This is a genomic window from Streptomyces sp. NPDC050738 (assembly GCF_040654175.1).
In the GTDB taxonomy this organism is placed as follows: Bacteria; Actinomycetota; Actinomycetes; order Streptomycetales; family Streptomycetaceae; genus Streptomyces.
On sequence record NZ_JBFAHN010000017.1, the window covers coordinates 23,947 to 47,290 of the forward strand.

General features: G+C 70.5%; 24 protein-coding genes and 1 pseudogene. 16 read left to right on the plus strand and 9 right to left on the minus strand.

Annotated features, from left to right (window positions below; translation table 11 throughout):
• Positions 1-137: 137 nt before the first annotated feature.
• The 3 genes from AB0H78_RS31860 (at position 138) to AB0H78_RS31870 (ending at position 2,634) form a co-directional block, all read left to right on the plus strand.
• Entirely contained in the window at positions 138-1,343 is a 1,206-nt protein-coding gene (locus AB0H78_RS31860) for a lytic transglycosylase domain-containing protein (protein WP_363238173.1), read from the plus strand.
• A gap of 151 nt (positions 1,344-1,494) precedes the next feature.
• Positions 1,495-1,632 carry an SPW_0924 family protein gene (locus tag AB0H78_RS31865; protein ID WP_363238174.1) on the plus strand — a complete coding sequence of 46 codons (138 nt, stop codon included), beginning with the start codon at positions 1,495-1,497 and terminating at the stop codon, positions 1,630-1,632.
• 12 nt (positions 1,633-1,644) lie between these two features.
• Positions 1,645-2,634 carry a DUF3068 domain-containing protein gene (locus AB0H78_RS31870; RefSeq protein ID WP_363238175.1) on the plus strand — a complete coding sequence of 330 codons (990 nt, stop codon included), beginning with the start codon at positions 1,645-1,647 and terminating at the stop codon, positions 2,632-2,634.
• Here the strand turns inward: AB0H78_RS31870 and hrpB are convergent.
• On the minus strand, positions 2,624-5,128 hold the full coding sequence (gene hrpB, locus AB0H78_RS31875; protein WP_363238176.1) for an ATP-dependent helicase HrpB: 2,505 nt from the start codon (positions 5,126-5,128) through the stop codon (positions 2,624-2,626). The two genes, AB0H78_RS31870 and hrpB, sit on opposite strands and share 11 nt — an antisense overlap.
• Before the next feature lie 100 nt (positions 5,129-5,228).
• Positions 5,229-6,032, minus strand: coding sequence for a class I SAM-dependent methyltransferase (locus AB0H78_RS31880; RefSeq protein WP_363238177.1), 804 nt, complete (start codon positions 6,030-6,032; stop codon positions 5,229-5,231).
• 356 nt (positions 6,033-6,388) lie between these two features.
• Between AB0H78_RS31880 and rpsA the strand changes: the two genes are divergently transcribed.
• From rpsA to AB0H78_RS31910, 6 genes are all read left to right on the plus strand, one after another.
• Positions 6,389-7,906: a 30S ribosomal protein S1 gene (gene rpsA, locus AB0H78_RS31885; protein ID WP_363238178.1), complete on the plus strand. Its 1,518-nt coding sequence runs from the start codon at positions 6,389-6,391 to the stop codon at positions 7,904-7,906.
• Positions 7,907-8,188: 282 nt separating this feature from the next.
• Positions 8,189-9,715, plus strand: coding sequence for an FAD-dependent oxidoreductase (locus tag AB0H78_RS31890; protein WP_363238320.1), 1,527 nt, complete (start codon positions 8,189-8,191; stop codon positions 9,713-9,715).
• Positions 9,716-9,809: 94 nt separating this feature from the next.
• Positions 9,810-10,748 (plus strand): PAC2 family protein, encoded by a 939-nt coding sequence (locus tag AB0H78_RS31895; RefSeq protein ID WP_363238179.1) that lies wholly within the window; start codon positions 9,810-9,812, stop codon positions 10,746-10,748.
• A 35-nt stretch (positions 10,749-10,783) separates the two neighbouring features.
• Positions 10,784-11,383, plus strand: coding sequence for a dephospho-CoA kinase (coaE, locus tag AB0H78_RS31900; protein WP_363238180.1), 600 nt, complete (start codon positions 10,784-10,786; stop codon positions 11,381-11,383).
• A 52-nt stretch (positions 11,384-11,435) separates the two neighbouring features.
• Positions 11,436-11,804, plus strand: coding sequence for a hypothetical protein (locus tag AB0H78_RS31905; RefSeq protein ID WP_363238181.1), 369 nt, complete (start codon positions 11,436-11,438; stop codon positions 11,802-11,804).
• A gap of 70 nt (positions 11,805-11,874) precedes the next feature.
• A complete protein-coding gene (locus AB0H78_RS31910; RefSeq protein WP_363238183.1) occupies positions 11,875-12,243 on the plus strand; it encodes a tetratricopeptide repeat protein in 369 nt (122 codons plus the stop codon).
• Between the two features lie 14 nt (positions 12,244-12,257).
• Here the strand turns inward: AB0H78_RS31910 and AB0H78_RS31915 are convergent, their stop codons facing one another.
• A complete protein-coding gene (locus AB0H78_RS31915; RefSeq protein WP_363238184.1) occupies positions 12,258-12,527 on the minus strand; it encodes a DUF6343 family protein in 270 nt (89 codons plus the stop codon).
• A 72-nt stretch (positions 12,528-12,599) separates the two neighbouring features.
• Here AB0H78_RS31915 and AB0H78_RS31920 point away from each other — a divergent pair, with 72 nt between their 5' ends.
• The 3 genes and pseudogenes from AB0H78_RS31920 (at position 12,600) to AB0H78_RS31930 (ending at position 14,390) form a co-directional block, all read left to right on the plus strand.
• The gene (locus AB0H78_RS31920; protein WP_363238185.1) at positions 12,600-13,496 is read left to right on the plus strand and encodes an acyltransferase domain-containing protein; all 897 of its coding nucleotides are present in this window, start codon (positions 12,600-12,602) and stop codon (positions 13,494-13,496) included.
• A 95-nt stretch (positions 13,497-13,591) separates the two neighbouring features.
• A pseudogene (locus AB0H78_RS31925) lies at positions 13,592-13,882 on the plus strand (SAM-dependent methyltransferase); the annotation flags it as partial.
• Between the two features lie 64 nt (positions 13,883-13,946).
• Entirely contained in the window at positions 13,947-14,390 is a 444-nt protein-coding gene (locus AB0H78_RS31930; protein ID WP_363238186.1) for a DoxX family protein, read from the plus strand.
• 74 nt (positions 14,391-14,464) lie between these two features.
• Here AB0H78_RS31930 and AB0H78_RS31935 read toward each other — a convergent pair whose 3' ends face one another.
• The gene (locus AB0H78_RS31935) at positions 14,465-14,809 is read right to left on the minus strand and encodes a hypothetical protein (RefSeq protein WP_363238187.1); all 345 of its coding nucleotides are present in this window, start codon (positions 14,807-14,809) and stop codon (positions 14,465-14,467) included.
• A gap of 117 nt (positions 14,810-14,926) precedes the next feature.
• Positions 14,927-15,325, minus strand: coding sequence for a RidA family protein (locus tag AB0H78_RS31940; RefSeq protein WP_363238189.1), 399 nt, complete (start codon positions 15,323-15,325; stop codon positions 14,927-14,929).
• A 209-nt stretch (positions 15,326-15,534) separates the two neighbouring features.
• Between AB0H78_RS31940 and AB0H78_RS31945 the strand changes: the two genes are divergently transcribed.
• The 3 genes from AB0H78_RS31945 (at position 15,535) to AB0H78_RS31955 (ending at position 19,886) form a co-directional block, all read left to right on the plus strand.
• Positions 15,535-15,798: a hypothetical protein gene (locus AB0H78_RS31945; RefSeq protein WP_363238190.1), complete on the plus strand. Its 264-nt coding sequence runs from the start codon at positions 15,535-15,537 to the stop codon at positions 15,796-15,798.
• Positions 15,799-15,903: 105 nt separating this feature from the next.
• Entirely contained in the window at positions 15,904-18,711 is a 2,808-nt protein-coding gene (locus tag AB0H78_RS31950) for an SNF2-related protein (RefSeq protein WP_363238191.1), read from the plus strand.
• Positions 18,708-19,886 carry an SWIM zinc finger family protein gene (locus AB0H78_RS31955; RefSeq protein WP_363238193.1) on the plus strand — a complete coding sequence of 393 codons (1,179 nt, stop codon included), beginning with the start codon at positions 18,708-18,710 and terminating at the stop codon, positions 19,884-19,886. The genes AB0H78_RS31950 and AB0H78_RS31955 overlap by 4 nt, the downstream gene beginning before the upstream one ends.
• A gap of 16 nt (positions 19,887-19,902) precedes the next feature.
• Here the strand turns inward: AB0H78_RS31955 and AB0H78_RS31960 are convergent, their stop codons facing one another.
• The 4 genes from AB0H78_RS31960 to AB0H78_RS31975 all read right to left on the minus strand — a co-directional run bounded on the left by AB0H78_RS31960 (position 19,903) and on the right by AB0H78_RS31975 (position 22,336).
• Positions 19,903-20,424 carry a hypothetical protein gene (locus AB0H78_RS31960; RefSeq protein WP_363238194.1) on the minus strand — a complete coding sequence of 174 codons (522 nt, stop codon included), beginning with the start codon at positions 20,422-20,424 and terminating at the stop codon, positions 19,903-19,905.
• Positions 20,425-20,659: 235 nt separating this feature from the next.
• Positions 20,660-21,046, minus strand: coding sequence for a PPOX class F420-dependent oxidoreductase (locus AB0H78_RS31965; protein WP_363238195.1), 387 nt, complete (start codon positions 21,044-21,046; stop codon positions 20,660-20,662).
• 35 nt (positions 21,047-21,081) lie between these two features.
• A complete protein-coding gene (locus AB0H78_RS31970) occupies positions 21,082-21,615 on the minus strand; it encodes a hypothetical protein (RefSeq protein WP_363238196.1) in 534 nt (177 codons plus the stop codon).
• Between the two features lie 34 nt (positions 21,616-21,649).
• Positions 21,650-22,336, minus strand: coding sequence for a DUF2293 domain-containing protein (locus AB0H78_RS31975; RefSeq protein ID WP_363238197.1), 687 nt, complete (start codon positions 22,334-22,336; stop codon positions 21,650-21,652).
• 55 nt (positions 22,337-22,391) lie between these two features.
• Between AB0H78_RS31975 and AB0H78_RS31980 the strand changes: the two genes are divergently transcribed.
• Positions 22,392-23,123: a hypothetical protein gene (locus AB0H78_RS31980; RefSeq protein WP_363238198.1), complete on the plus strand. Its 732-nt coding sequence runs from the start codon at positions 22,392-22,394 to the stop codon at positions 23,121-23,123.
• Positions 23,124-23,344: the final 221 nt, after the last annotated feature.

The window sequence follows — 23,344 nt, forward strand, 5'->3', positions numbered from 1 at the left end:
TCTGGCTCCCAGTCGGTGAGTAATCGGTGAAAAGCGGTCACGCCCCTGTGTCCCCGCGTCGGAAGTTGTCGTAGTGTCGCCTGCGTCCACGTGCTGGGGGAGCGCGAACAGGCGTTAAAGGGGAGGGACCCAGACGTATGGCAGCGCAATTCGGGCGTCGGCTGCGCAAGGGGGCCACCGCCACCACGGTGGCCGCGCTCGCGGTGGCGGCCATGACCGCCTCACAGGCGCCCGGCGCCATCGGCTCCACGCCCGGAGGCGGGCAGGCCGCGGGGGCGGCGACCACGCCGTCCGACACCCCTGCCACCGGCAACTCCCCGTATTTCACGGACCTTCCGCCGCTGACCACCCCGGGCAAGCCCGGTTCGGTCGATCTTCCGGTGACCGGCGATGCCGAGTCCGGCATTCCCGCCACGGTCCTCGCCGCGTACAAGCAGGCGCAGCAGACCGTCGCGGGGACGGACCCGGGCTGCCACCTTCCCTGGCAGCTGCTCGCCGCGATCGGCAAGGTCGAGTCGGGGCAGGCGCGCGGCGGCCGGGTGGACGCGGTCGGCACCACGCTCAGCCCGATCCTCGGCCCGGTGCTCAACGGTGTCGGCTTCGCCAACATCTCCGACACCGACAACGGCCAGTACGACGGCGACGCCACGCACGACCGGGCGGTGGGCCCGATGCAGTTCATCCCTTCGACCTGGGCGACCTGGGGTCAGGATGCGAACGGCGACGGCAAGAAGGACCCGAACAACATCTACGACGCCTCGCTCGCCACCGGCCGCTATCTGTGCGCCGGCAGCCGGGACGTCGCCGTCAAGTCCGGTCTGGACGCGGCGATCCTGAGCTATAACCACTCGCAGGAGTACCTCACCACGGTGATGTCGTGGTTCGAGTACTACAACAAGGGCAGCCACGAGGTTCCGGACGGTACGGGCGTCCTGCCGTCGGGCACGGGTCCCGGCGGCGAGGGGTACGGCGCCGGCGGTACGCACGGGAGCACGGGCGGCGGTGCCGGTCCCAGTCCCACTCCGGGCCCGTCCGCGACTCCCAAGCCCTCCAAGAGCCCTTCCGCGAAGCCGACTCCGAGCCCCAGCCCGACTCCGACGAAGTCGGGCAAGCCCAGCCCGACACCGACGCCGACTCCCACGGTGACGCCGACGCCCACCCCGAGCGGTGACGTCTGCCCGACGCCGGTCCCGTCCCCGTCGGACAGTGCGACTCCCTCTCCGTCGCCGTCGGACTCCGCCAGCCCCACGCCGACTCCGACGCCCACCCCGTCGGACAGTGCGAGTGGTTCACCGACGCCCACTCCGAGCCCGTCTCCCTCGGACACCTGCGCCGCCAACTGACCCAGCAGCGCCCGAAAGTGCCCGGCCGCACCGCGGCCGGGCACTTTCGCGTCCGCCGTCCGGTGCAACGTGTTCTCATCTGGCCGCCGCGTTGCTACGGTGCCCCAGCCCTGAAGCCCTGACGACGTATCAGATTCATTGGAGGCCGAGTATGCGCGCCCTCATAGCCGCCGGCATCGGGCTGGCTCTCGCCCTCGCTCTCGTCCTGGTCATCTCGGCGGTCGGCGCCCCTCCCGGCCATACCTCGCCGAAGCCCTTGCTCACCACGATCCCCGGCCCCAAGAAGTAGTGGAGGGCGGTCATGCGCCGTAAAGCCAGTCTGATCCTGCTCGCCTTCGCGGTGTTCTTCGCCGCCCTGTCCCCGCTGGTGCGCTGGTACGCCTTCCCGCGCCTGGCCAAGGTCCCGGCCAACCAGTACCAGGAGACCGTCCTGGAGGCGAAGGACCCGACCCTCATCAACTACAAGAGCCTGAAGGCCGAGAAGGTCCCCAAGGTCACCATCGTGCAGACCCTCAAGGGCAATGTGGAGGAGTCGAACCGGATCGAGAAGAGCGCGGGCAAGGACGTCGTCGTCTGGGACGCGCTCTCCTACATCGTCGACTCCAAGGGGGGAATGGTCTCCAAGGTCCCCGAGCGGTACATCTTCGATGCCCACAGCCAGGCTCCCGTGCACGCGACCGGCGAGATGGTCGACGGCGACCAGGTCTCCCGCGAGGGCATCGAGTTCAAGTGGCCCTTCCTGACCGAGAAACGCGACTACGAGTACTTCGACGCGCAGACCCGCAAATCCTCCCCCATCCACTACAAGGGCACCGTGAAGTACCGCGGCCTGGAGGTCTACTACTTCGAGCAGGACATCCCCTGGACTCAGGTCGCGATGCCCAAGACGATGCCGGTCGCCGGAGTCACTCCCGCGGTCATCAAGCAGACCGGGCTGACCCGCTGGTACAAGACCAAGCGGATGTTCTGGGTGGACCCGGTCACCGGCGGCCCCGTCAATGGGGAAGAGATCCAGCAGAACGAACTGCGCAACGCCACCGGACTGTTCGGCCAGGACAAGGTCACGGTCTTCGCCGGACACGTCAAGATGCGCCAGGACTACCTCGATTCCACGTACAACCTGGTCAAGAAGAACCGCGTGCTCATCCTGGCCTTCACGGTCTACGTCCCCTGGGGCTCCCTGGCCCTGGGCGTGGTGCTGCTCGCACTCGCCCTGCTCCTGGAGGCCCGCAGCCGCCGCCCGGGACCCGAGCAGGTGCCCGAGACGGAGCCCGAACCGGTCACCGCCTGAGCCGGGCATTGGTGTACCGGGTCGGTGCGGCCGCCGAAGGGTCCTCGGGCCAGGGGTGCTTGGGGTAGCGCCCTCTCAACTCGGCCCGCACCGCCCGGTATCCGTCCTTCCAGAACGACGCCAGGTCGGCGGTCACGGCGGCCGGGCGCCCGGCAGGGGACAGCAGGTGAACCAGTACGGGCACCCCCGCCACCGCCGGAGTCTGCGCGAGCCCGAACATCTCCTGCAACTTCACCGCGAGCACGGGTTGTTCGCCTCCGTACTCCACCCGGATCCGCGACCCGCTCGGCACCTCGATGCGCTCCGGAGCGAGCGCGTCGAGCCTGGCCGCCTCGCCGGTGGCCCACGGCAGCAGCCGGTTGAGCGCCTGCCCGGCTTCGATCCTCCCCAGATCGCTTCTGCGCCGCGCCCGCGACAGCTCCGGCTCCAGCCAGGCGTCCGCGGCCGCCAGCAGCGCCTCGTCGGCCACATCGGGCCATCCGCCGCCGACCGCCCGGTGCAGGAAGGCCAGCCGCTCGCGCAGCCCCTGTGCATCCCGCGACCACCGCAGCAGCCCGAGCCCTTCGGTACGCAATCCGTCCAGCAGGGCCTGCCGTACGAGAGCGGGCTCCGGCGCCTTCAGCTGGCGCACGGCCAGCTCCACGGCGCCCAGCCGCTCCACGCGCCGGGCGACGACGTCCCCCGCGGACCCGTCCCAGTGCACCTCCTCGCCCCGGGCCAGCAGATGCCCGGCGGCCAGCCGGGCGGTGTCCTCGTCGATGACGGCCGCGAGCCGCACCCGCGCGGAAGCGGCCTGCACCCCACGGTCGGCGACCGCTACGGCCAGCCACGGTGCACTGCGCAACCGTGACCCCTCGCCCAGCTCGGCGCCCGTCCCCGACACCATCAGGAACGTGCCCTCGCCGCGCGCCCGCGCCACCCTCTCGGGGAACGCCAGCGCCGCCACGAGCCCGGCCGCGGCATCGTCGCCCTGCGCGCCCCGTCCCGAGCCGTCCCCGGACACCCCCGAAGCCAGTCGCCGCGCCTCCTGCCGCCAACGGCCCGCATAGGGGTCCCCGCCGGCCCGCGCTCTGCGCCATGCGGCCGCCAGATCGTCCCCGTACTCGCGCGGCGGTTCTTCGCTCAGCAGCGCCACCACCTCGGCCGCACGTCGGGCCCCGATCTCGCGCGAACCGTCGAGCAGGGCCCGCGCGAGACGCGGATGCAGCCCCAACCGGGCCATCCGCAGGCCCCGTTCACCCGCCCGGCCCGCCGCGTCCACGGCGCCGATCGCCGTCAGCACCTCCCGTGCCGCACCCATCGCCCCCGCGGGAGGCGTGTCGAGCAGGGCGAGCCCCTCGGCCGAAGGGTCGCCCCAGCAGGCCGCCTGCAGGGCGAAAGCGGCCAGATCCGCGACCTTGATCTCGGGCGAGGGGAAACGCGCGAGGCGGCCGTCCTCCGCCTCCGTCCAGCAGCGATAGACCGCACCGGGTGCCTCGCGACCGGCCCTGCCCGCCCGCTGCCGTGCGGCCGCCTGCGAGGCCCTTACGGTCGTGAGCGCGCTCAGCCCCCGCGCATGGTCGGTGCGCGGCTCCCTGGCGAGGCCCGCGTCGACGACCACCCGCACCCCGGGCACGGTCAGCGAGGACTCCGCCACCGACGTGGCCAGCACCACCCGCCGGGAAGCGCCCCCGGCCAGGACCGCGTCCTGCACGGCGGCCGGGGCCCGCCCGTGCACCTGCAGCACTTCGGCGCCGACGTCCCCCAACTGCCCTGCCACCCGGGCGATTTCCCCCACACCCGGCAGGAAGCAGAGCACGTCGCCCTCCCGCTCGGCCAGCGCCCTGCGCACCACCGAGGCCACATGAGTCAGCAGTACGGGATCCACCCGCATCCCGTGCGGCGGCCGCACCGGCCGCGCGGGCGGCGCCCACACCACCTCCACCGGATGCGCGACGCCCTGTGCCTCGACGACCGGGGCGTCCCCGTGCGTGGCATCCCCGAGCAGCCGCGCCCAGCCCTGCGCGTCCGTCGTCGCGGACGCCGCGATCAGCTGCAGCTCTGGCCGCAGCGTGGCGCGTACGTCCAGCAGGAAAGCCGCGACGGTGTCCGCGTCGAGATGCCGTTCATGGCACTCGTCGAGCATCACCACATCCACGCCCGCCAACTCCGGGTCGCGCTGCACCCGTTGGAGCAGCACCCCGGTCGTGACGACCTCCACCGCCGTGCGCGGACCCACCACCCGCTCGCCGCGCACGGTGAAGCCGACCGTTTCGCCCACCTTCTCGCCGAGCAGCCACGCCATCCGCCGGGCGGCAGCACGCGCCGCGATCCGCCGAGGTTCGGCGACGATCACACGCGCCCCCCGCTCCGCGAGCACCAGCGGCACCAGCGTCGTCTTGCCGGTGCCGGGAGGCGCGCAGAGCACCGCGACGCCCCGCGCCTCCAGCGCCCGTTCCAGGGCGGGCAGTGCGGTGCGTACGGGAAGGGCGCCGAGCGCGTCGGTTCGGATCATGCCGTCAGTGTCGTACGTTCCCGTGCACCGCGAAGCGCACCGTCCACAGGGACGGTGCGCTTATATGACCGGCCGCACGGCCGGCACCGCGTCGCGGATCTCAGTCGCGTACGCACACGAAGATCGTCGAGCCCGGGATCAGCTTCCCCCGCAGCGGCGACCAGCCACCCCACTCCGAGGTGTTCCACGCGGGCCACTCGGGCTCGACGAGGTCGACCAGCCGGAAACCCCCGGCGACCACGTCACGCACCCGGTCGCCCAGCGTCCGGTGGTGCTCCACATACGTGGCGCGTCCCTCCTCGTCCTGCTCCACGTAAGGAGTGCGGTCGAAGTACGAGGCGGACACGGTGAGCCCCTCGGGCCCGGGCTCGTCCGGGAAGGCCCAGCGCATGGGGTGCGTGGTGGAGAAGATCCACCGCCCGCCGGGCCGCAGCACCCGCCTGACCTCCTTGAAGACCTTCACGGGGTCGGCCACGAACGGAATGGCGCCGTACGCGGAGCAGGCGAGGTCGAAGGAACCGTCGCGGAAGGGCAGCACCCCTGCGTCGGCCTGCACCAGCGGGATACCCCCGCCGATCCGCAGGCCGTGCTGCAGCTGTCGGTGCGAGAGGTCCAGGGCGACCGGGCGTGCCCCCTGGCCGGCCAGCCAGCGCGAGCACTGGGCGGCGCCGGCGCCGATCTCCAGGATGTCGAGCCCCTTGAGGGACTCCGCCGGGCCGAGCAGCTCGGCCTCCACCTCGTCCAGCCCCTCCGGGCCCCAGACAAAACGGTCGTCGCCCAGGAAGGAGCCATGATCGATCTGATACTCGTCGGCATTCCGGTCCCACCAGCCCCGGCTGGCCCGGCTGCTCTCCGTGTATCCGGCGTCACGACGTGTCGCTTCCGGCTCGTACTCTTCGGTCATCGTGCCCGTCTGCAAGGTCGCTGGATCTTCGTCGGAAGTGCGCTGCCGAGGCCGATGTGGCCTCGTGGAACGCCAGTTGTGCCGGGTATGGGGCGTTCCGCCCCGGGTGTGCGCCTTCGCGCATTGACCGTGTCCGGCTGCCCCCGTATGCTACAAGTTGCGCTGCGAGCCTGCGCTCCTCAGACCTAGCAGGCTGCGCTCGCCTCTGTTGTACGTCCCCTCGGTTATCGAGGCGCCTCCGGTCAGGTATTCCGGATTGGCGCTTCCTGGGCTGTCCGGCGTCCCTCGGCGGCGATACGGGCTTCCGGCGTGGCAGTACCTACTCTTTCAATGTCCGTACCGGAGTCCTTTCCCACATGACGAGCAGCACCGAGACCACCGCCACCACTCCTCCGCAGGTTGCGGTCAATGACATCGGCGACGCGGAGGCATTCCTCGCGGCGATCGACGAGACGATCAAGTACTTCAACGATGGCGACATCGTTGAGGGCGTCATCGTCAAGGTCGACCGTGACGAGGTTCTCCTCGACATCGGTTACAAGACCGAAGGCGTGATCCCGAGCCGCGAGCTCTCGATCAAGCACGACGTCGACCCGAACGAGGTCGTCAAGGTCGGCGACGAGATCGAGGCCCTGGTTCTCCAGAAGGAGGACAAGGAAGGCCGTCTCATCCTGTCCAAGAAGCGTGCGCAGTACGAGCGCGCCTGGGGCACGATCGAGAAGATCAAGGAAGAAGACGGCATCGTCACCGGTACCGTCATCGAGGTCGTCAAGGGTGGTCTCATCCTCGACATCGGCCTCCGTGGCTTCCTGCCTGCTTCCCTCGTCGAGATGCGTCGTGTCCGCGACCTCCAGCCCTACGTGGGCAAGGAGCTCGAGGCCAAGATCATCGAGCTGGACAAGAACCGCAACAACGTGGTCCTGTCCCGCCGTGCCTGGCTCGAGCAGACCCAGTCCGAGGTCCGCCAGACGTTCCTCACGACCCTCCAGAAGGGTCAGGTCCGCTCCGGCGTCGTCTCCTCGATCGTCAACTTCGGTGCCTTCGTGGACCTGGGTGGCGTCGACGGTCTCGTGCACGTCTCCGAGCTGTCCTGGAAGCACATCGACCACCCCTCCGAGGTTGTCGAGGTCGGCCAGGAAGTCACCGTCGAGGTTCTCGACGTGGACATGGACCGCGAGCGCGTCTCCCTGTCGCTCAAGGCGACGCAGGAAGACCCGTGGCAGCAGTTCGCCCGGACGCACCAGATCGGGCAGGTTGTTCCCGGTAAGGTCACCAAGCTCGTTCCCTTCGGTGCGTTCGTGCGCGTCGACGAGGGCATCGAGGGTCTGGTCCACATCTCCGAGCTGGCCGAGCGCCACGTGGAGATCCCGGAGCAGGTCGTCCAGGTCAACGACGAGATCTTCGTCAAGGTCATCGACATCGACCTCGAGCGCCGCCGCATCAGCCTCTCGCTGAAGCAGGCCAACGAGGCCTTCGGTGCCGACCCGGCGACGGTCGAGTTCGACCCGACGCTGTACGGCATGGCCGCGTCGTACGACGACCAGGGCAACTACATCTACCCCGAGGGCTTCGACCCCGAGACCAACGACTGGCTCGAGGGCTTCGAGTCGCAGCGTGAGGTCTGGGAGACCCAGTACGCCGAGGCGCAGCAGCGCTTCGAGCAGCACCAGGCCCAGGTCATCAAGTCCCGCGAGGCCGACGCCGCCGCCGAGGCCGAGGGTGCTGCCGCCCCCGCCGCCGGTGCCAGCGCCGGTGCGGGTGCCGCGATCTCGGGTGGTTCGTACTCCTCGGAGTCGGACGACAACTCCGGCGCCCTGGCGTCGGACGAGGCACTGGCTGCCCTGCGCGAGAAGCTGGCGGGCGGCCAGAGCTGAAGCTCTGAACCGTCAGCTGGTAACTAGCTGAGAGCGAGGCCCGCTTCCCTTCGGGGAGGCGGGCCTCGCTGTCGTTCGGGGGTGCGCCGGGGGTGGTGAGGGAGGAGCAACGTGTGGGATACACGAGTAAATGACGGCCCGTAACAGGCCGTTGCCAGGATCCCCGCAGCAACTACCCAAGATCAGAAGGGGATCCTGCACATGGCACAGGATGCGATCACCTCCCGGACCAGCCGTCGCGGTTTTCTGCGCAACGTCGGTCTCACCGGCGGCGCGGGCGCGATGTTCGCCACCATGGGCGCCCTCGGTCTCGCCCCGACCGCACAGGCCGCGACCCGAGAGCCCGCCTTCCACGCGCCGAAGGCGAGCGACTTCCATCTGAGCGGCGGCAAAGGCGCGGCGAAGGTGGTCATCGTCGGCGGCGGCATCGCCGGGCTCGCGGCGGCGTACGAACTGGGCAAGGCGGGCTACGACTGTACGGTCCTGGAGGCCAGGGACCGCACCGGAGGCCGCAACTTCACGGTGCGCGGGGGCGACTCCACCACCGACCTCTACGGCAATCACCAGACGGCACGCTTCAGCCAGGGCCAGTACATGAACGCCGGCCCCGCCCGCCTCCCGCAGTGGATGGTCACCCTCGACTACTGCCGTGAACTCGGCGTTCCGCTCGAGGTGTTCACCAACACCAACGCGGACGCCTACCTCTACAACGAGTCGGCCGGCATGACCGCGCCGATGCGCTACCGCACCGCCAAGGCCGACATGTACGGCTACGTCTCCGAACTCCTCGCCAAGGCCACGAACAAGGGCGCACTCGACCGGGACCTCGATGCCGCAGACCAGGAGCGGCTGGTCGAGTTCCTCAAGGACTTCGGTGCGCTCGGCGACAAGCTCGACTACACGGGCGGTGAGCGCAGAGGCTTCACCACCGTCCCGGCCGCCGCGGGAACCCCGGGCGTGGAGCTCGGGAACGTACCCACCGCATCGGAGATCTTCTCGACGGGTGTAGGCCGCTACTTCTCCTTCGAGTTCGGCTACGACCAGGCGATGCTGATGTTCCAGCCGGTCGGCGGCATGGACCAGATACCCAAGGCCCTCACCCGGGCGATCGGCGCCCACAAGATCCGCACCGGGGCGGCCGTCACCCGGATCACCGACACGGCGCACGGCGTCTCGGTGACATACACGCAGGGCGGCCGGACCCGGCAGATCGATGCCGACTACTGCATCGGCGCGCTTCCGCCGAACATCCTCGCCAAGATCCCGCACAACCTCGGCGCGGGCGTCCAGAGCGCCCTGGAGGCCATCAAACCGCAGTCCGCGGGCAAGATCGGTCTCGAGTACAGGTCGCGCTGGTGGGAGCTCGATCACCGGATCTACGGCGGCATCACCGAGACCGATCTGGATGTCACCCACATCTGGCACCCGAGCTACGGATTCCACGGCGAGCGGGGCGTCATGGTCGGCTACTACAACTACGACACCGTCGCCGACTCCTACGCCAAACTCTCCCCGGCCGGTCGCGAGAAGCGTGCGGTGGCGGCGGGCGAGAAGATCTACGGCCCCAAGTACCGCACCGAACTCGCCTCCTCCTTCTCCCACCACTGGCGCCAGACCCCGCATCTGGAGGCGGCCTGGCACGACACCGTGGGCGGTCCCGACGCCCCCCGCTACAAACCGCTCAACGAGGGCACAGGACGGGTCTACTTCGCGGGCGACTGGCTGAGCTACACCGACGCCTGGCAGCACGGAGCGTTCACCTCCGCGCGCAAGGCGGTGACCGCGCTGCACGCGCGCGTCCTCGCCTGACGCAGGTGAAAGGTTGCTGAGAAGGGACGCGGGAGGGGAATGCCCGCGTCCCTCGCCACGTTCTTCCCTATGAACACGAGGAGGAGCGGTAATCGTGCTTGATCCGCAGGATTTGTATGAATGGGAGCCCAAGGGCCTCGCTGTCGTCGACGTGGCGCTGGCGCAGGAGTCTGCGGGTCTTGTCATGCTCTATCACTTCGACGGATACATCGACGCAGGTGAGACCGGCGAGCAGATCGTCGAGAACCTGCTGGAGAGCCTCCCGCACCAGGTGGTGGCCCGCTTCGACCACGACCGGCTCGTGGACTACCGTGCCCGCCGCCCCCTGCTGAGCTTCCGGCGCGACCACTGGTCCGCCTACGAGGCGCCGACACTGGACGTACGTCTGGTGCAGGACGCCACAGGCGCCCCCTTCCTGCTGCTCTCGGGCCCCGAGCCCGACGTGGAGTGGGAGCGCTTCGCGGTCGCCGTACGGCAGATCGTCGAGCGCCTGGGCGTACGCCTCTCGGTGAACTTCCACGGCATCCCGATGGGCGTCCCGCACACCCGCCCGGTCGGCATCACCCCGCACGGCAACCGCACGGATCTGATGCCGGGCCACCGTTCCCCGTTCGACGAGGCACAGGTCCCGGGCAGTGCGGAGTCGCTGGTGGAGTACCGGCTGGCGGAGAGCGGCCACGACGTCCTCGGCGTCGCGGCGCACGTCCCGCACTACGTGGCCCGCTCGTCGTACCCGGATGCGGCGCTGACCGCACTGGAGGCGGTCACCGCGGCCACGGGCCTGGTCCTGCCGGGCGTCGCGCACGCCCTGCGTACGGAGGCACAGCGCACGCAGGACGAGATCGAGCGTCAGATCGGCGAGGGCGACGAGGAGCTCGTCACCCTCGTGCAGGGACTTGAGCACCAGTACGACGCGATGGCCGGAGCGGAGAGCCGGGGCAGCCTGGTCGCCGAACCGGTGGATCTGCCGTCGGCGGAAGAGATCGGCCTCGAATTCGAACGCTTCCTCGCGGAGCGGGAGGGCGACCTCTAGGGAGCGTCCACCGGACACCCCCTAGGATTCCGCCCATGCTGAAAGTGGGCCTGACCGGCGGAATCGGCGCCGGCAAGAGTGAAGTGTCGCGGCTGCTCGTCTCATACGGGGCGGTGCTGATCGACGCCGACAAAATTGCTCGCGAGGTCGTCGAGCCGGGAACTCCCGGGCTCGCGGCCGTCGTCGAAGCCTTCGGTGAAGAAGTGCTCGCCGCCGACGGGTCGTTGGACCGCCCGAAACTGGGCTCGATCGTCTTCGCCGACCAGGCGAAACTGCGGACCCTGAACGCGATCGTGCACCCGCTGGTCGGTGCCCGCTCCGCAGAGCTGGAGCGAGCCGCCGCGCCGGACGCGGTGGTCGTCCACGACGTCCCGCTGCTGGCGGAGAACGCGCTGGCCCCGCTCTACGACCTGGTCGTCGTCGTCGACGCGTCCCCCGAGACCCAACTGCGCCGTCTGGTACGGCTGCGGGGCATGGCGGAGCAGGAGGCGCAGGCGCGGATGGCGGCGCAGGCCACCCGCGACGATCGCCGTGCGATCGCGGATCTCCTCATCGACAACGACGGGCCGCTGCCCGCCCTGGAGCCGCAGGTCCGCAAGGTCTGGGCGGAACTGACGGAGCGCGCGGGGCGTTAGCCCTGCGTCAAAGCCTCCCCGCCGGGGGACGCCCCGCACTACGATCGCCTCCGTGCTGATCGTGCTGGCAGGGTTCACCGCCTTCGGCGGCCTGGTCGCGCTGCTCGCGGGTGCCCACGGGCTGCGGCAGACCCGGCGCATCGGCGAGGCGGGCCTGCGCGCCTGGGCGCTGGTGAAACCCGCACCGCCGGGCGCCGACCGGCCGCTCCTGCAGTTCGAGACCGTCGACGGGCGCGTCCTGGAGATCCCCTCACCCGTACCGCTGGAGCCGGGGACACGGGCCGAGCTCTCGTACGCACCGGAGGACCCACGGGACGTGGTCCTCCTCGGCCGCGAGCCGACAGCGGTCGACCGGTGGTTCGTGGCGGCGGGGGCGGCGGTCCTGACCCTGGGCCTGGCGCTGCTCGTCGCAGGGTTCTGAGCGCACCGCGACCGGAATACGAGGGACGCGGGATGCGTTGCGCAGGTGAGTATCGGGAAGGAATGGAAGCGTGTCCCACAGCACCCCAGAGACCCATGTCATCGACTACCGCGCCGCTGAGCAGCTGCTCGCCGCCCGGGACCCGCGCGGGGCCGTGAAGCTGCTGGACGAGGTCATCGCGGCCCACCCGGAGAACACCGCGGCCCGACTGCTGCGTGCCCGCTCCTTCTTCGCGGCGGCCCAACTGCGCCCGGCAGAGCTGGAGTTCCAGCTGGTCCTGGAGCGCGAGCCGGACAATGCGTTCGCCCACTTCGCGCTGGCCCGCACCTTCGAGCGGGCGGGCCGCCCGGAACAGGCCCGCCGCCACTTCCGCCTCGCGGCAGCCCTGGACCCGAAGCCCGAGTACCTCAAGGCGGCCCGTTTCGACGGCGAGGACTGACCTCGGCCGCGTATCTAGCGGCGCCGGCCGCCCCGGTCCGGTTCGTACGGAGGGACGTCGCGCCCCGGCTGGTAGTGCGGACCCTGATGGATGTGGCGGACGATCATGGTCAGGTCCACCGCGATGACCGCGGCCAGCGCGCCGCATGCCGCCGCCCAGCCCGGGCGGTCCGCGGCCGTGAAGGCCACCGTGCCGCCGATCGCCCAGATCAGACCCCAGATGCTCAGCCAGAACCGCATCCGAAGCGGACTGCGTGCGGTCGTCGGCTCACTCCCTGTGCGCATGGTCATCGCCTCTTACTGAGGTTGTACCCGGTGTGGGGCCGTGTCAGTCGGTGACTGGTTAGGGTGGCGCGCATGCTGCCCATGGAGGATCTGCCCGCGGTGCTGCTGGATCTCGCGGTGCCGCACGAGGACATCAACGAACTGGTCGTTCTGGGACGCAGGTTCACGGACGAACCGGAGCTGGCGGATCTGCTGGAGCGGTCCGTCGAGGCGCTGGTGCGGGACCTGGGGACGGTGGAGCTCTACTCCGAACTGCCGCCCCTGCCGGACGGATTGGGGGCGCTGGAGCACTGGTTCCCGGTGTTCGTGTGCGTGGCGGCGCTGCCGTACGTCAGGGCGTACCACCAGGAGCGCGGGATACCCGAGCGCATCGCCAGGCACACCCTGGCCGATCTGGGGCGCCAGGTGGCCGTGCACCGCAGGCGGCACGGCAGCGGTGGGCTGAGCGTGCCGGGATGGATGCGGCTGCATTTCCGGGGGGAGATCTATCAGCTCGGGCGGCTGCACTTCCAGCGCGCCGTACTCGGCGGCCGGACGGGGCGGGCGATTCGTGCGGCCGGGATGCCCTCCGCGCCGGGCGACCCCTGCCTGAGCGTTCATGTCCCGGACTTTCTGGGCCCGTTGACGCCCCGTGCCTGCGCCGAATCCATCGCCTCGGCCAAGGAGTTCTTCGCACGCCACTTTCCCGATGAGCCCTGCCGGGTGGCGGTCTGCCACTCCTGGCTCCTCGATCCGCAACTGCGGTCGTATCTGCCCGCCGACTCCAACATCGTGCACTTCCAGGACCTGTTCCGCACCGCCTACCGGTCGGAGGAGCCGAGCGACCGGGAGCCCGTCTCCTTCGTCTTCGGCAACCCCGAACTGGACCCCGCGACGCTCCCGCAGCGCACCGGAGTGGAGCGGGCCGTCGCAGGCCACCTCCTCGCCGGCGGGCATTGGTACATCGGCCACGGCTGGTTCGAGCTGTAGGGAACGGCGGTCAACAGCCGTTCGTTGTGCGGTACATGAGCGATGCGAAGCGTGAGGGGTACGGAGGGACCGGCCCGGGCGTGCGGACGCCCGACGGCTGTGTCCTGATCCAGCGCGAGGGCCTCGACTGGCACACCCGGCTGCCGCGCGAACGCGACAACGGCGCGGGCGGGATCGTGCGGATCGAGTCGGCGACGCCGGTCGGCGACGGCGTCGACACGCTGTACTGCGAGTACATCTACCCCGACGCGACCTGGACCCAGACGTTCCAGTCGCGCGCGCTGACCAAGGAGGAGTTCGAGCACCACCTGGCCGGGGCCGGCCTTCTCGTCGACAAATACCTGACGGAAGACGGAACTTGGGTGCGGGCGCTGCCGCAGCGATGAGTTCCGGGCCGCGGCCCGGTCTACCCCTTCGTAAGCAACGGAACGCTTCCCGGAGGAGAACACCATGTCCGACGCCGCCGCCACCCAGACCAGCGCCCCTGCCACCATCGGCACGACCCGCACCCGCACCCGCGGTGCCGTCGTCCTGCGCACCGCTCAGATCCTGCTCGCCCTGCTCTACGGTTTCAGCGGCTTCGCCAAGCTCATCGCGCAGTCCGACGCCGTGGAGTCGTTCGACCGCATGGGCTGGGCCCACTGGTCGATGTATGTGATCGGTGCGCTGGAGTTCTCCGGTGCCGTGGCGCTTCTCTTCATCCCCGCACTGGCCAGTGCGGCCGCAGTGGCGTACATCGGACTCATGATCGGCGCGTCGGCCGTCCAGCTGACGCTGCTCGACCCGCAGAACGCCTTCATGCCCCTCGTCCTGATCGTGCCGCTGGTCCTGATCGCCCGGGCCCGCCGCCACCACGCGAAGCCCTTGGTCACGCTGGTCCGCAGGCGGGCGTAGTACTCGGACCGCCACGCAGGCCGTATGGCTCGCACCCCGCACTGCGGGGTGCGAGCCATACGGCCTGCGCGCGGTCAGTGGACGATCGTGAAGCTGTGCCAGTTCTTGGTGGTCGGCGCGACCCGGTTCGTCAGCGTGGTGGCCGAGTACGCCGACGGTTCGCCGGTGCAGTCCGCGTTGGGGTACATGACCAGGTCGACCAGCGTGTTGTTGAGGATCTCCTTCGCGCCGCCTTCGCCCAGGAGCACGTGGCAGCCCCTGACGGACGGGCTGGTCTCACTGATGACCCTGCCGTCCTGCGTCGTGTACGAGATGGTGCCGACGGCGCTGCGGCCGAGGCCGGAGCAGCCCGCGACGGCGAGGGGCAGGAGCATCGCCCCGGCGATGATGCCGAGACGCCGGTGCCGGGGATCGGACATGAGCAGTCCTCGTCTGTACGGAGAGTCGCTGTCGCAGGCAACCCTGCCGTGACCGCGGCCGTACGGCATCCGGTGCTCGGCCGCCCGGGGGACCCCCGCGGCACGGCCGCACGGCGGCTATGGCACGACGGCGGTCGCGGTGATCTCCACCAGCTGTCCGGTGTAGCCCAGGCAGGAGACGCCCAGCAGGGTCGAGGTGTGGGGCCCGTCGCTGAGGCCGGAGGCCCGTACGACCTCCCAGACCTCGGTGAGCACTCCGGGCTCGTCGCCCACGACGTACACGGTGGTGGCCACGGTCTGCGAGAGATCACTGCCGACGGCTCGCAGTGCTTCGTCGAGGTTGGCGATGACCTGCTGCGTCTGGCGGACCGGGTCGCCCTCGCCGACGAGATTTCCCTTGGCGTCGAGCGGCACGGAGCCGGCCATGAAGGCGAGCCGCTGCCCGGCTTCGACCACGGCGGCATGGGCGTACATGGGGGGCGGGAAGAGTGTGGGCACGGTGGTGCGCTGGACCATGGCGGTCGCCTCCTGCGGGTGGGTGCGGACGGGGAGCCCTCACCCTGCATGGTCGGGGGGCTCCGCGTCAGCCGGATTTCCTGCCTCTGGGACGGCGTGCGCCGAGCTCCGCGCGCCGACCGTGCGCTCCGATGCCGCTCGTGCACTCGTACGAGTGGTCGAGCAGGGATACGGCCCCGGTGTGCGAGCCGGGTGCCTACGGTTCCGACATGAGCGACGAGGTGGACTCCTACACCGTGCTGCTGATGGAGCAGCTCCGGACCCGGCTGGGCGAGGAGCGGTTCCAGCAGCTGCTGACGATGATCACCGACAACCTGGAGGCGTATGCGATCGCCCGGGACGAAGGGCTCACGGAATCTCCCTGGGGAACCGTCCTTGAGGTCCCCGCCGACGACGACCTCGACGAGGAGTCGAAGAAGCTGGTCGAAACACTCCTCGACCACGTGCTGCAACAGGTGACGAGCACGCCCTGAGCTGCACGGACGGCCTGGTCACCGGCGTTGTCGGACCCCGCGCCTAGACTCGCGACGAGATCAGAACCTGGACGGGACGCGAGCGGGGAGGGGCGGGTGGGCGGCGTGGAGGAGACACCCCGGGCCGAGGCGGCGGCTCTGGTGCGCCGTGCGGCGGTCTTCCTGCCGGGATCCGTGCCGCGTGCGGGCCGGTTCGCCTTCTGGGACCCGGACGGCACCCTCCCGCCGGGCCCCGACGAGCTCACGGTCGTCACGCTCCAGGGCTCCGCGGCCCGCCGTCGTACGGTCCCGGCGGTCACCCTCACCGTCACCGAGGCGCTGCCCGTCCTGGTCGCCGCACGGCACAGCCCGGTGGCCCACCCGGCCGCCCGCTGCTGGGGTGCGGCCGCGCTGCACGCCCTGCAGCTCGCGGCGCGCGGGCGACTGCTCCCCGGACTGACCGCCGACGACCACGACGCCTGGCGGGCCGGCCCGCTGGACGCCGAGGACGTGGCGCACCTGAGGGCGGTCGCGGCATCGATGCCCCCTCAGGCGTACGCGGCACCGCTGCCCGGCCGGACGCCGCTGGAAGTGCCCCAACCGGAAGCGCTCGTACGCTCGTTCCTCGACGCGGTCGCCGACACCCTGCCGCGCACCCCGGCAGCCGCGCACGCCGAGGGCGCCCCCTATGCGGCGCAGGAGCGGCAGCACCTCCCCGGCCTGCGCGAGTGGGCGGTGGAGGTGGCGGCGGGCACGGACGCGGGGGTGCAGATCTCGCTCCGGCTCGACTTCTCCGGGTACGACCTCTTCGACCACGCCGCGGACTCCGAGCAGGGCGAGCGGCGGGCGGGTGCCGCCGTCGTCCAGGTGCACAGCCTCGCCGACCCGACACTCGTCCTCGACGCGGGCCGCCTCTGGGCGGGCGATGGAGACGAACACTTCGGGCCACGGGTGCGGATCGACGCCGTGCTCGCGCTGCGCCGGGCGGCCCGCGTGTGGCCCCCGCTGGCCGAGCTCCTCGAGCGGCGGGTGCCCGATGTACTGCCGCTGACCGAGGAGGAGCTGTACGACCTGCTCGGCCCGGCCGCGGCACAGCTCGCGGCCGCCGGCGTGGCGGTGCACTGGCCGCGCGAGCTGGCCCGCTCGCTCACGGCCACCGCGGTGGTACGCCCGGCGCCGGGCTCGGCCACCGACGGCACGTCGTTCTTCGACGCGGAGGAACTCTTCTCCTTCAGCTGGCAGTTGGCCCTCGGCGAGGACAAGCTGACCGAATCCGAGATGGACATCCTCGCGGAGTCGCACCGCCCGATCGTGCGCCTGCGCGACCAGTGGGTGGTGGTCGATCCCGATCTCGTACGCAAGGCCCGCAAGCGGGAACTGGGCCTGCTGGAGCCGGTGGACGCACTCTCCGTCGCCCTGACCGGCAGCGCGGAAGTCGACGGAGAGACGGTCGACGCGGTCCCCGTGGGCGCGCTCGCCACCCTCCACGCGCGCCTCACCGGAGAGCTGCCCCCGCACCCCCAGCCGCCCGGGCTGAACGCCACCCTGCGCGACTATCAGCTGCGCGGCCTGTCCTGGCTGGACCTGATGACCTCGCTGGGACTGGGCGGCTGCCTCGCCGACGACATGGGCCTGGGCAAGACGATCACCGTCATCGCCCTCCATCTCCACCGTGACCGCCGCGAGCCGACCCTGGTGGTCTGCCCCGCCTCCCTGATGGGCAACTGGCAGCGGGAGATCACCCGGTTCGCCCCCGGCGTGCCCGTGCGCCGCTTTCACGGCACCGACCGCTCGCTCTCCGTCCTCGACGAGGGCGGCTTCGTCCTCACCACGTACGGCACGATGCGCACCAGCGCTCCCCAACTGGCGGCCCAGGAATGGGGGATGGTGGTCGCCGACGAGGCGCAGCACATCAAGAACCCGAACGCGGCGACGGCCAAAGCCCTGCGTACGATCCCCACGCCGGCCCGCGTCGCCCTGACCGGCACCCCGGTCGAGAACAACCTCTCCGAGCTGTGGGCGCTCCTCGACTGGACGACACCCGGCCTGCTCGGCTCGCTGAAGACCTTCCGCGCCCGCCATGCCCGCATCGTGGAGAACGGCGAGGAGGACCAGGCCGTGGAGCGACTGGCCCGCCTGGTGCGTCCCTTCCTCCTGCGCCGCAAGAAGTCCGACCCGGGCATCGCCCCCGAGCTGCCGCCCAAGACGGAGACGGACCATCCGGTCTCCCTCACCCGTGAACAGGCCTCCCTCTACCAGGCGGTGGTCCGCGAGTCGATGGGGGCGATCGAGGGCAATGAGGGGTTCGGGCGCCGGGCCCTGATCATGAAGCTGCTGACCGCCCTCAAACAGATCTGCAATCACCCGGCGCAGTATCTGAAGGAAGGGCCGACCCGGCTGTCGGGCCGCTCGGGCAAGCTCGCCCTCCTCGACGAACTCCTCGACACGATCCTGGCGGAGAACGACTCGGTGCTGATCTTCACCCAGTACGTCGCCATGGCGCAGCTCCTCTCCCACCACCTCGCCGCGCGCGGCGTCCCCTCCCAACTCCTGCACGGGGGAACGCCGGTGGCCCGGCGCGAGGAGATGGTGGACCGCTTCCAGTCAGGCGAATCCCCGGTCTTCCTGCTCTCCCTCAAGGCGGCCGGCACCGGACTGAACCTCACCAGGGCGGCCCATGTCATCCACTACGACCGCTGGTGGAACCCGGCCGTGGAGGAGCAGGCCACCGACCGTGCCTACCGCATCGGCCAGACCCAGCCCGTCCAGGTGCACCGCATCATCGCGGAGGGCACGGTGGAGGACCGCATCGCCGAAATGCTGGAATCCAAGCGGGCGTTGGCGGAGGCGGTCCTCGGTTCCGGTGAGTCGGCGCTCACCGAGCTCGGTGACAGGGAGCTCGCCGATCTGGTCTCCCTGCGGAGGCCCGGATGAGCAGCTGGTGGGGTACGGCGTGGGTCGAGGCGCTCGAAGCGCTCTCCCTCGACCCGGCGCGCCTGGCCCGGGGCAGGAGCTATCAGCAGGCGGGTCACGTGCTCTCGGTCCATGTGACCCCGGGCCGCATCATCGCCTACGTCCAGGGCAGCCGCCCACGCCCGTACCGCACCGAACTGCGCCTCCAGACGCTCTCGGACACCGACTGGAGTCAGTTCCTCGACGAGGCGGCCGCCCAGCCCGGCCACATCGCGGCGCTCCTCGACAAGGACATGCCGCACTCGCTCGTGGACGCGGCGGCCGAGGCGGGTGTCGCCCTGCTGCCCGCCCGCGGCGACCTCCTGCCGTCCTGTTCCTGCCCGGACAGCGGCCGTCCCTGCAAACATGCGGCGGCCCTCTGCTACGAGACGGCCGTCCTCCTCGACAAGGATCCGTTCGTCCTGCTCCTCATGCGGGGCAAGGCGGAGCGTGAACTCCTCGAAGAGCTCGGCCACCGCAACGCCGCCCACACGGCGCGCGAGACACCGCCCGCGTCCCCGGCTCCCGGAGTCCCGGCGCGCGAAGCCCTGACCGTGCGCTACCTCCCGCCGCTCCCGCCGCCACTCCAGGTCCCCCCGCACCCGGGCACGCCGCCGGCGTACCCGACCGCACCCGGACGGGTCGACGCCCTGTGCCTCGACCACCTCGCCACGGACGCGGCAGCCCGCGCGCACACCCTCCTCACCACCGGGCACGACCCCGTCGCCCACCTCACCGCCTGGCAGGACGCGGTCCGCCGGGCGGCGGCGCGCCCCACCGCGGGCCTCACCGCCACCACGCGTACGCTCTACCGCGACCTCGCGGCGGCCACCGGCCGGACCCCCACCGACCTGGCGCGGGCGGTCGCGGCCTGGCGGCAGGGCGGTGCGGCGGGAGTCATGGGTCTGTCCGTACTGGAAACCGTGTGGGACCCGCCCGCAGGCCCGTTCGACCGGGCCCGCCCGGCCCTGGCCGCAGCGGGCTACCCCCGCTTCCAGCCCACCCACAACCACCTCACCCTCCCGGGCGGATCGCTCCAACTGCGCTTCGGCCAGGACAACCGCTGGTACGCCTACGAGTCGGACCCGGGCCGCGACGACTGGTGGCCCCGCGGCGAGCCGAAGGACAACCCCGTGTCAGCACTCCACCGCGACTGACGCAGCTCCACCACCTTCACCTTCCCCACCTCTCACCCCCGGCCTCCCGCTCCAGGAGCTGCCGTCGGCACTCCTCGCCCAACTCCGGATAGACGGCGGCGATCGCCCCGTACACCCGCCGCCGCAGCAGAGTCTCGGCCGCATCCCGCCCCGAGTCGTCCATCAGCCCCTGCAACAGGTCGTCATAGCGAGTCAGCGCATGGCGCAGGTAGTTGACCATCCACCGGGCCAGCGCAGGCGGATCCGCATCGGCGACGGTGGCCGGATCCGGCACTCGCCCCGCCCGCCCCCGCGCGTGCTGCTCGTCGATCAGATTCCGGTGTCGTACGGACCGCTCGGCGAGGATGCGCGGAGCAAGCCGCGGCACCACGATCGGCGTGGCCCGGACCATCGCCAGCAGGGCGGCACTCCTGCCGCCACCGTCCTCACGCACCGTGGCGACCCCACGCAGCACCGCGGCCCGCCGTGCCGCGGTGAACTTCGCCCCCCGCTCGACCACCTCGACGCGCTCGGCCCCGTACAACCTCACCGAAGGCATGGCCCGATCCCGGGAGCTGCGCCCCCAAAGGTCCGGCTCGCCCAGCAGATTCCGCACTATGGCCGGTGTCCACCCCCGCCCCCGAAGCCCCGCCAACGACACATACCTGCCCCTGTCCACCATCGAGTCCCCCACTCGCCGGTTACGGATAGTGATGACTCCAGTGAACAGCACCCCACTGACAACGCCCCAGTGACAACGCCCCAGTGACAACGCCCTGGCGACGAGCCACAGGTCAGTTGACGAGGGTGATGCGGATGCCGACCGTGCCGGTGGCGCCCCTTCGGAGCTTGCTCCCGAGCAGGGTGAGGCGGCCGATCAGTCCGTATTTGCGGGCCAGCAGGGTGCGGTAGCGGGCCGTGCCCGTGGCGTCGAGGATTTCCGCCGTGGCCGGGACCGATGCGCCGGTGGGGTTGCCGCGCAGGTCGCACGGGCCGACCAGGACGTCGCCGCGGTTGCGGATGCGCTTGACCTTCCAGGAGTCGGTCACGGTCCATACGCCGAGGGCCTTTTCGTCGCGGATCACCCAGACCGGGGTGGGGACGGTGGTGCCATCGCGTTTGTAGGTGGTGACCAGGAGGTATTTGCCGGAGCCGAGTGTGTCCAGGAGCGTGTCCGTCATGGGCGGCAGCTTAGGCGGCCGCCTGCCGGGTGCTCTCACAGGGACTTCGCCCAGCGCGTGAGTGTCGTGAAGTCCGAGGCGCGCAGGCCGTGACGCGGGTGGATGCGCAGGAGCAGCGACGGGGCGTCGTGGTGCTCCGCGATGTGAGTCGTGTCCCGGTCCGTGATCATGTCGTCCACCCAGGCGAAGGGGCGTCCCGCCGCCCACTCGAGAAGAGGGCGGGTCTTCCAGTAGAGGCCGTCGGGGTCGCGTGCGAAGAGCTCGGGCCATTCGATGACGGGGAGTGTGGGCGGCAGGCCTATGGCCGGGGCGATCATTTCGTTCGCCTCGTGCATCCACGTGGTAGCCCAGGCCAGTTCGAAGGGGAGCGCGGTGAGGCGGGCGCCGTGGCCGGGGTTCAGGTGGACGCGCAGGCCGCGGCGGTGCGCCCGGGAACCCGGGGTCTGGCGCGAGAGCCAGTTGGAGGGGTGGAGGCGGTGGGTGGCGTAGCCGTGCAGGCGCGGGAGGTGTGCCGCGTACGGGTTGAGCGGGCCGTCCACGTCCAGGAGGAGCAGGGGGCGAACTGTCATGGATAAGAGGTGCCCGGCGTGATGCACCGTCAAGTCACGCAGGGGGTGCGGAGTTGGGATGCGGAGCCGTCGGGGTGCGCCATGCTGCGAGCACTGCCTCGATGGCCAGTGACACGACTGAGCGCGCTGCGTTGCGTGGTGTTCCCGCCATGAGCAGTTCGTCGTAGGGGGTGTCCACGTGGCGAACCGACGCTCGTACGGCCGCTGTTGTGGCGTGTTCGTTCAGTGCCCTGCCCGCCGCGCTCCGGCCCACCCTGCCGCTGCCGCGGAGCGATGCGTGGGAGGCGATCTCCTGGGCGCGCTCCGGTGGGCAGGACGGGTAGAGGCGGGATATCTCGGCTGCGAGCACCGTCGTGAAGGCCGCGTCCTGGGTGGTGCGGCGCTGCGCGTCTCTCGTACGGCGGCGTGCCCTCGACTCCTCGTCCGCCAGGCAGGCTTCCTCCGCCCGTGCGAGGGCTTCCTCCTCGACGAGGATGCCCTGGCGTTCGTAGCGCCCGCGGTTTCTGTTGAAGCGGACGACCACCGCGGACAGGGTGCTGTACTCGCTCGCCCTGCGCGTCAGTGCCGTATCGCCTCGGGGGAGGTAGACGAGGTGGCCGAGGTCCGCGCAGTCCAGGCAGCGCGGAGTGTCGGATTCCATGAACAGGCGTGGGTACGGCCCTTGGTGGCATTCCGCGCAGTGCCGTGGCCTGCGGGGCTCGATGACGGTGAGGTCGGACATCGGGCGTCCAATATTCGTTCGAAGAAAGGGAGTTGGTGTTGGTAGCTTTCCTTTCGTGGCGAAACTCAATCAGATCATTGCCGTCGAAAAGGGAATCAAGTCCAAGTCCCACCAGGACCTCACCGCCGCCCATCACGGGTTGCAGAAGCCCGTGCTGCTGTCGGGCATCTCGCGTACGTACCAGCCGAAGGACGAAGAGGGCGAGCAGCTTCCGCCCGAGTCCACCCGCGTGCAGGTGCAGGCCGAGGACGTGCTGCGGGAGACCGCTGCGACACTGACGCGGCTCTTCGATGTCACCGCCACCAAGGACTGGGCCAACTGCTCGGCGCGGGCCGATGTCGTCGTGGACGGGCGGGTGTTGGTGGGCGCCGTGCCGGTCTCCTATCTGCTTTTCCTGGAGAAGCAGCTCACCGATCTCCATACCTTTGTACGGAAGCTTCCTGTGCTGGACGCATCCGAGTCGTGGGCGCAGGATCCGTCCACCGACGCGTGGCGGACCGAGCCCGTACGGACCGTGCGGACCAAGAAGGTGCCGCGCAACCACGTGAAGGCGGAGGCCACGGAGCAGCATCCCGCTCAGGTCGAGGTGTATTACGAGGATGTGCCGGTGGGGTACTGGACCACCGTGAAGTTCTCGGGCGCCTTGCCCGCCCGGCGCGTGAACGAGGTGCTGGCCCGCGTGGAGAAGCTTCAGCAGGCCGTGAAGTTCGCGCGCGAAGAGGCGAATGGCGTGGACGTGTCGGACGAGCGGGTGGGCGACGCCGTCTTCGGCTACCTGTTCGGGTAGCCGCCAAGAACTCCCCGGGCGCCATCGTGCGGCCGGGGTGCGCGAGGAGCGCAAGCTCAGACTGAAGCTTGTCGTGACGACGCGGTTCCAGTGGAGGTTCGAGTCCTCCTCGCGGCATTGCGTGCCGCGGTAGCCCAACTGGCAGAGGCAGACCGCGATCAATCTCAGACTCTTGCTCCAGACTCAGCATTCGCCGCTCATCGCCGGATCGACCGGGCCCG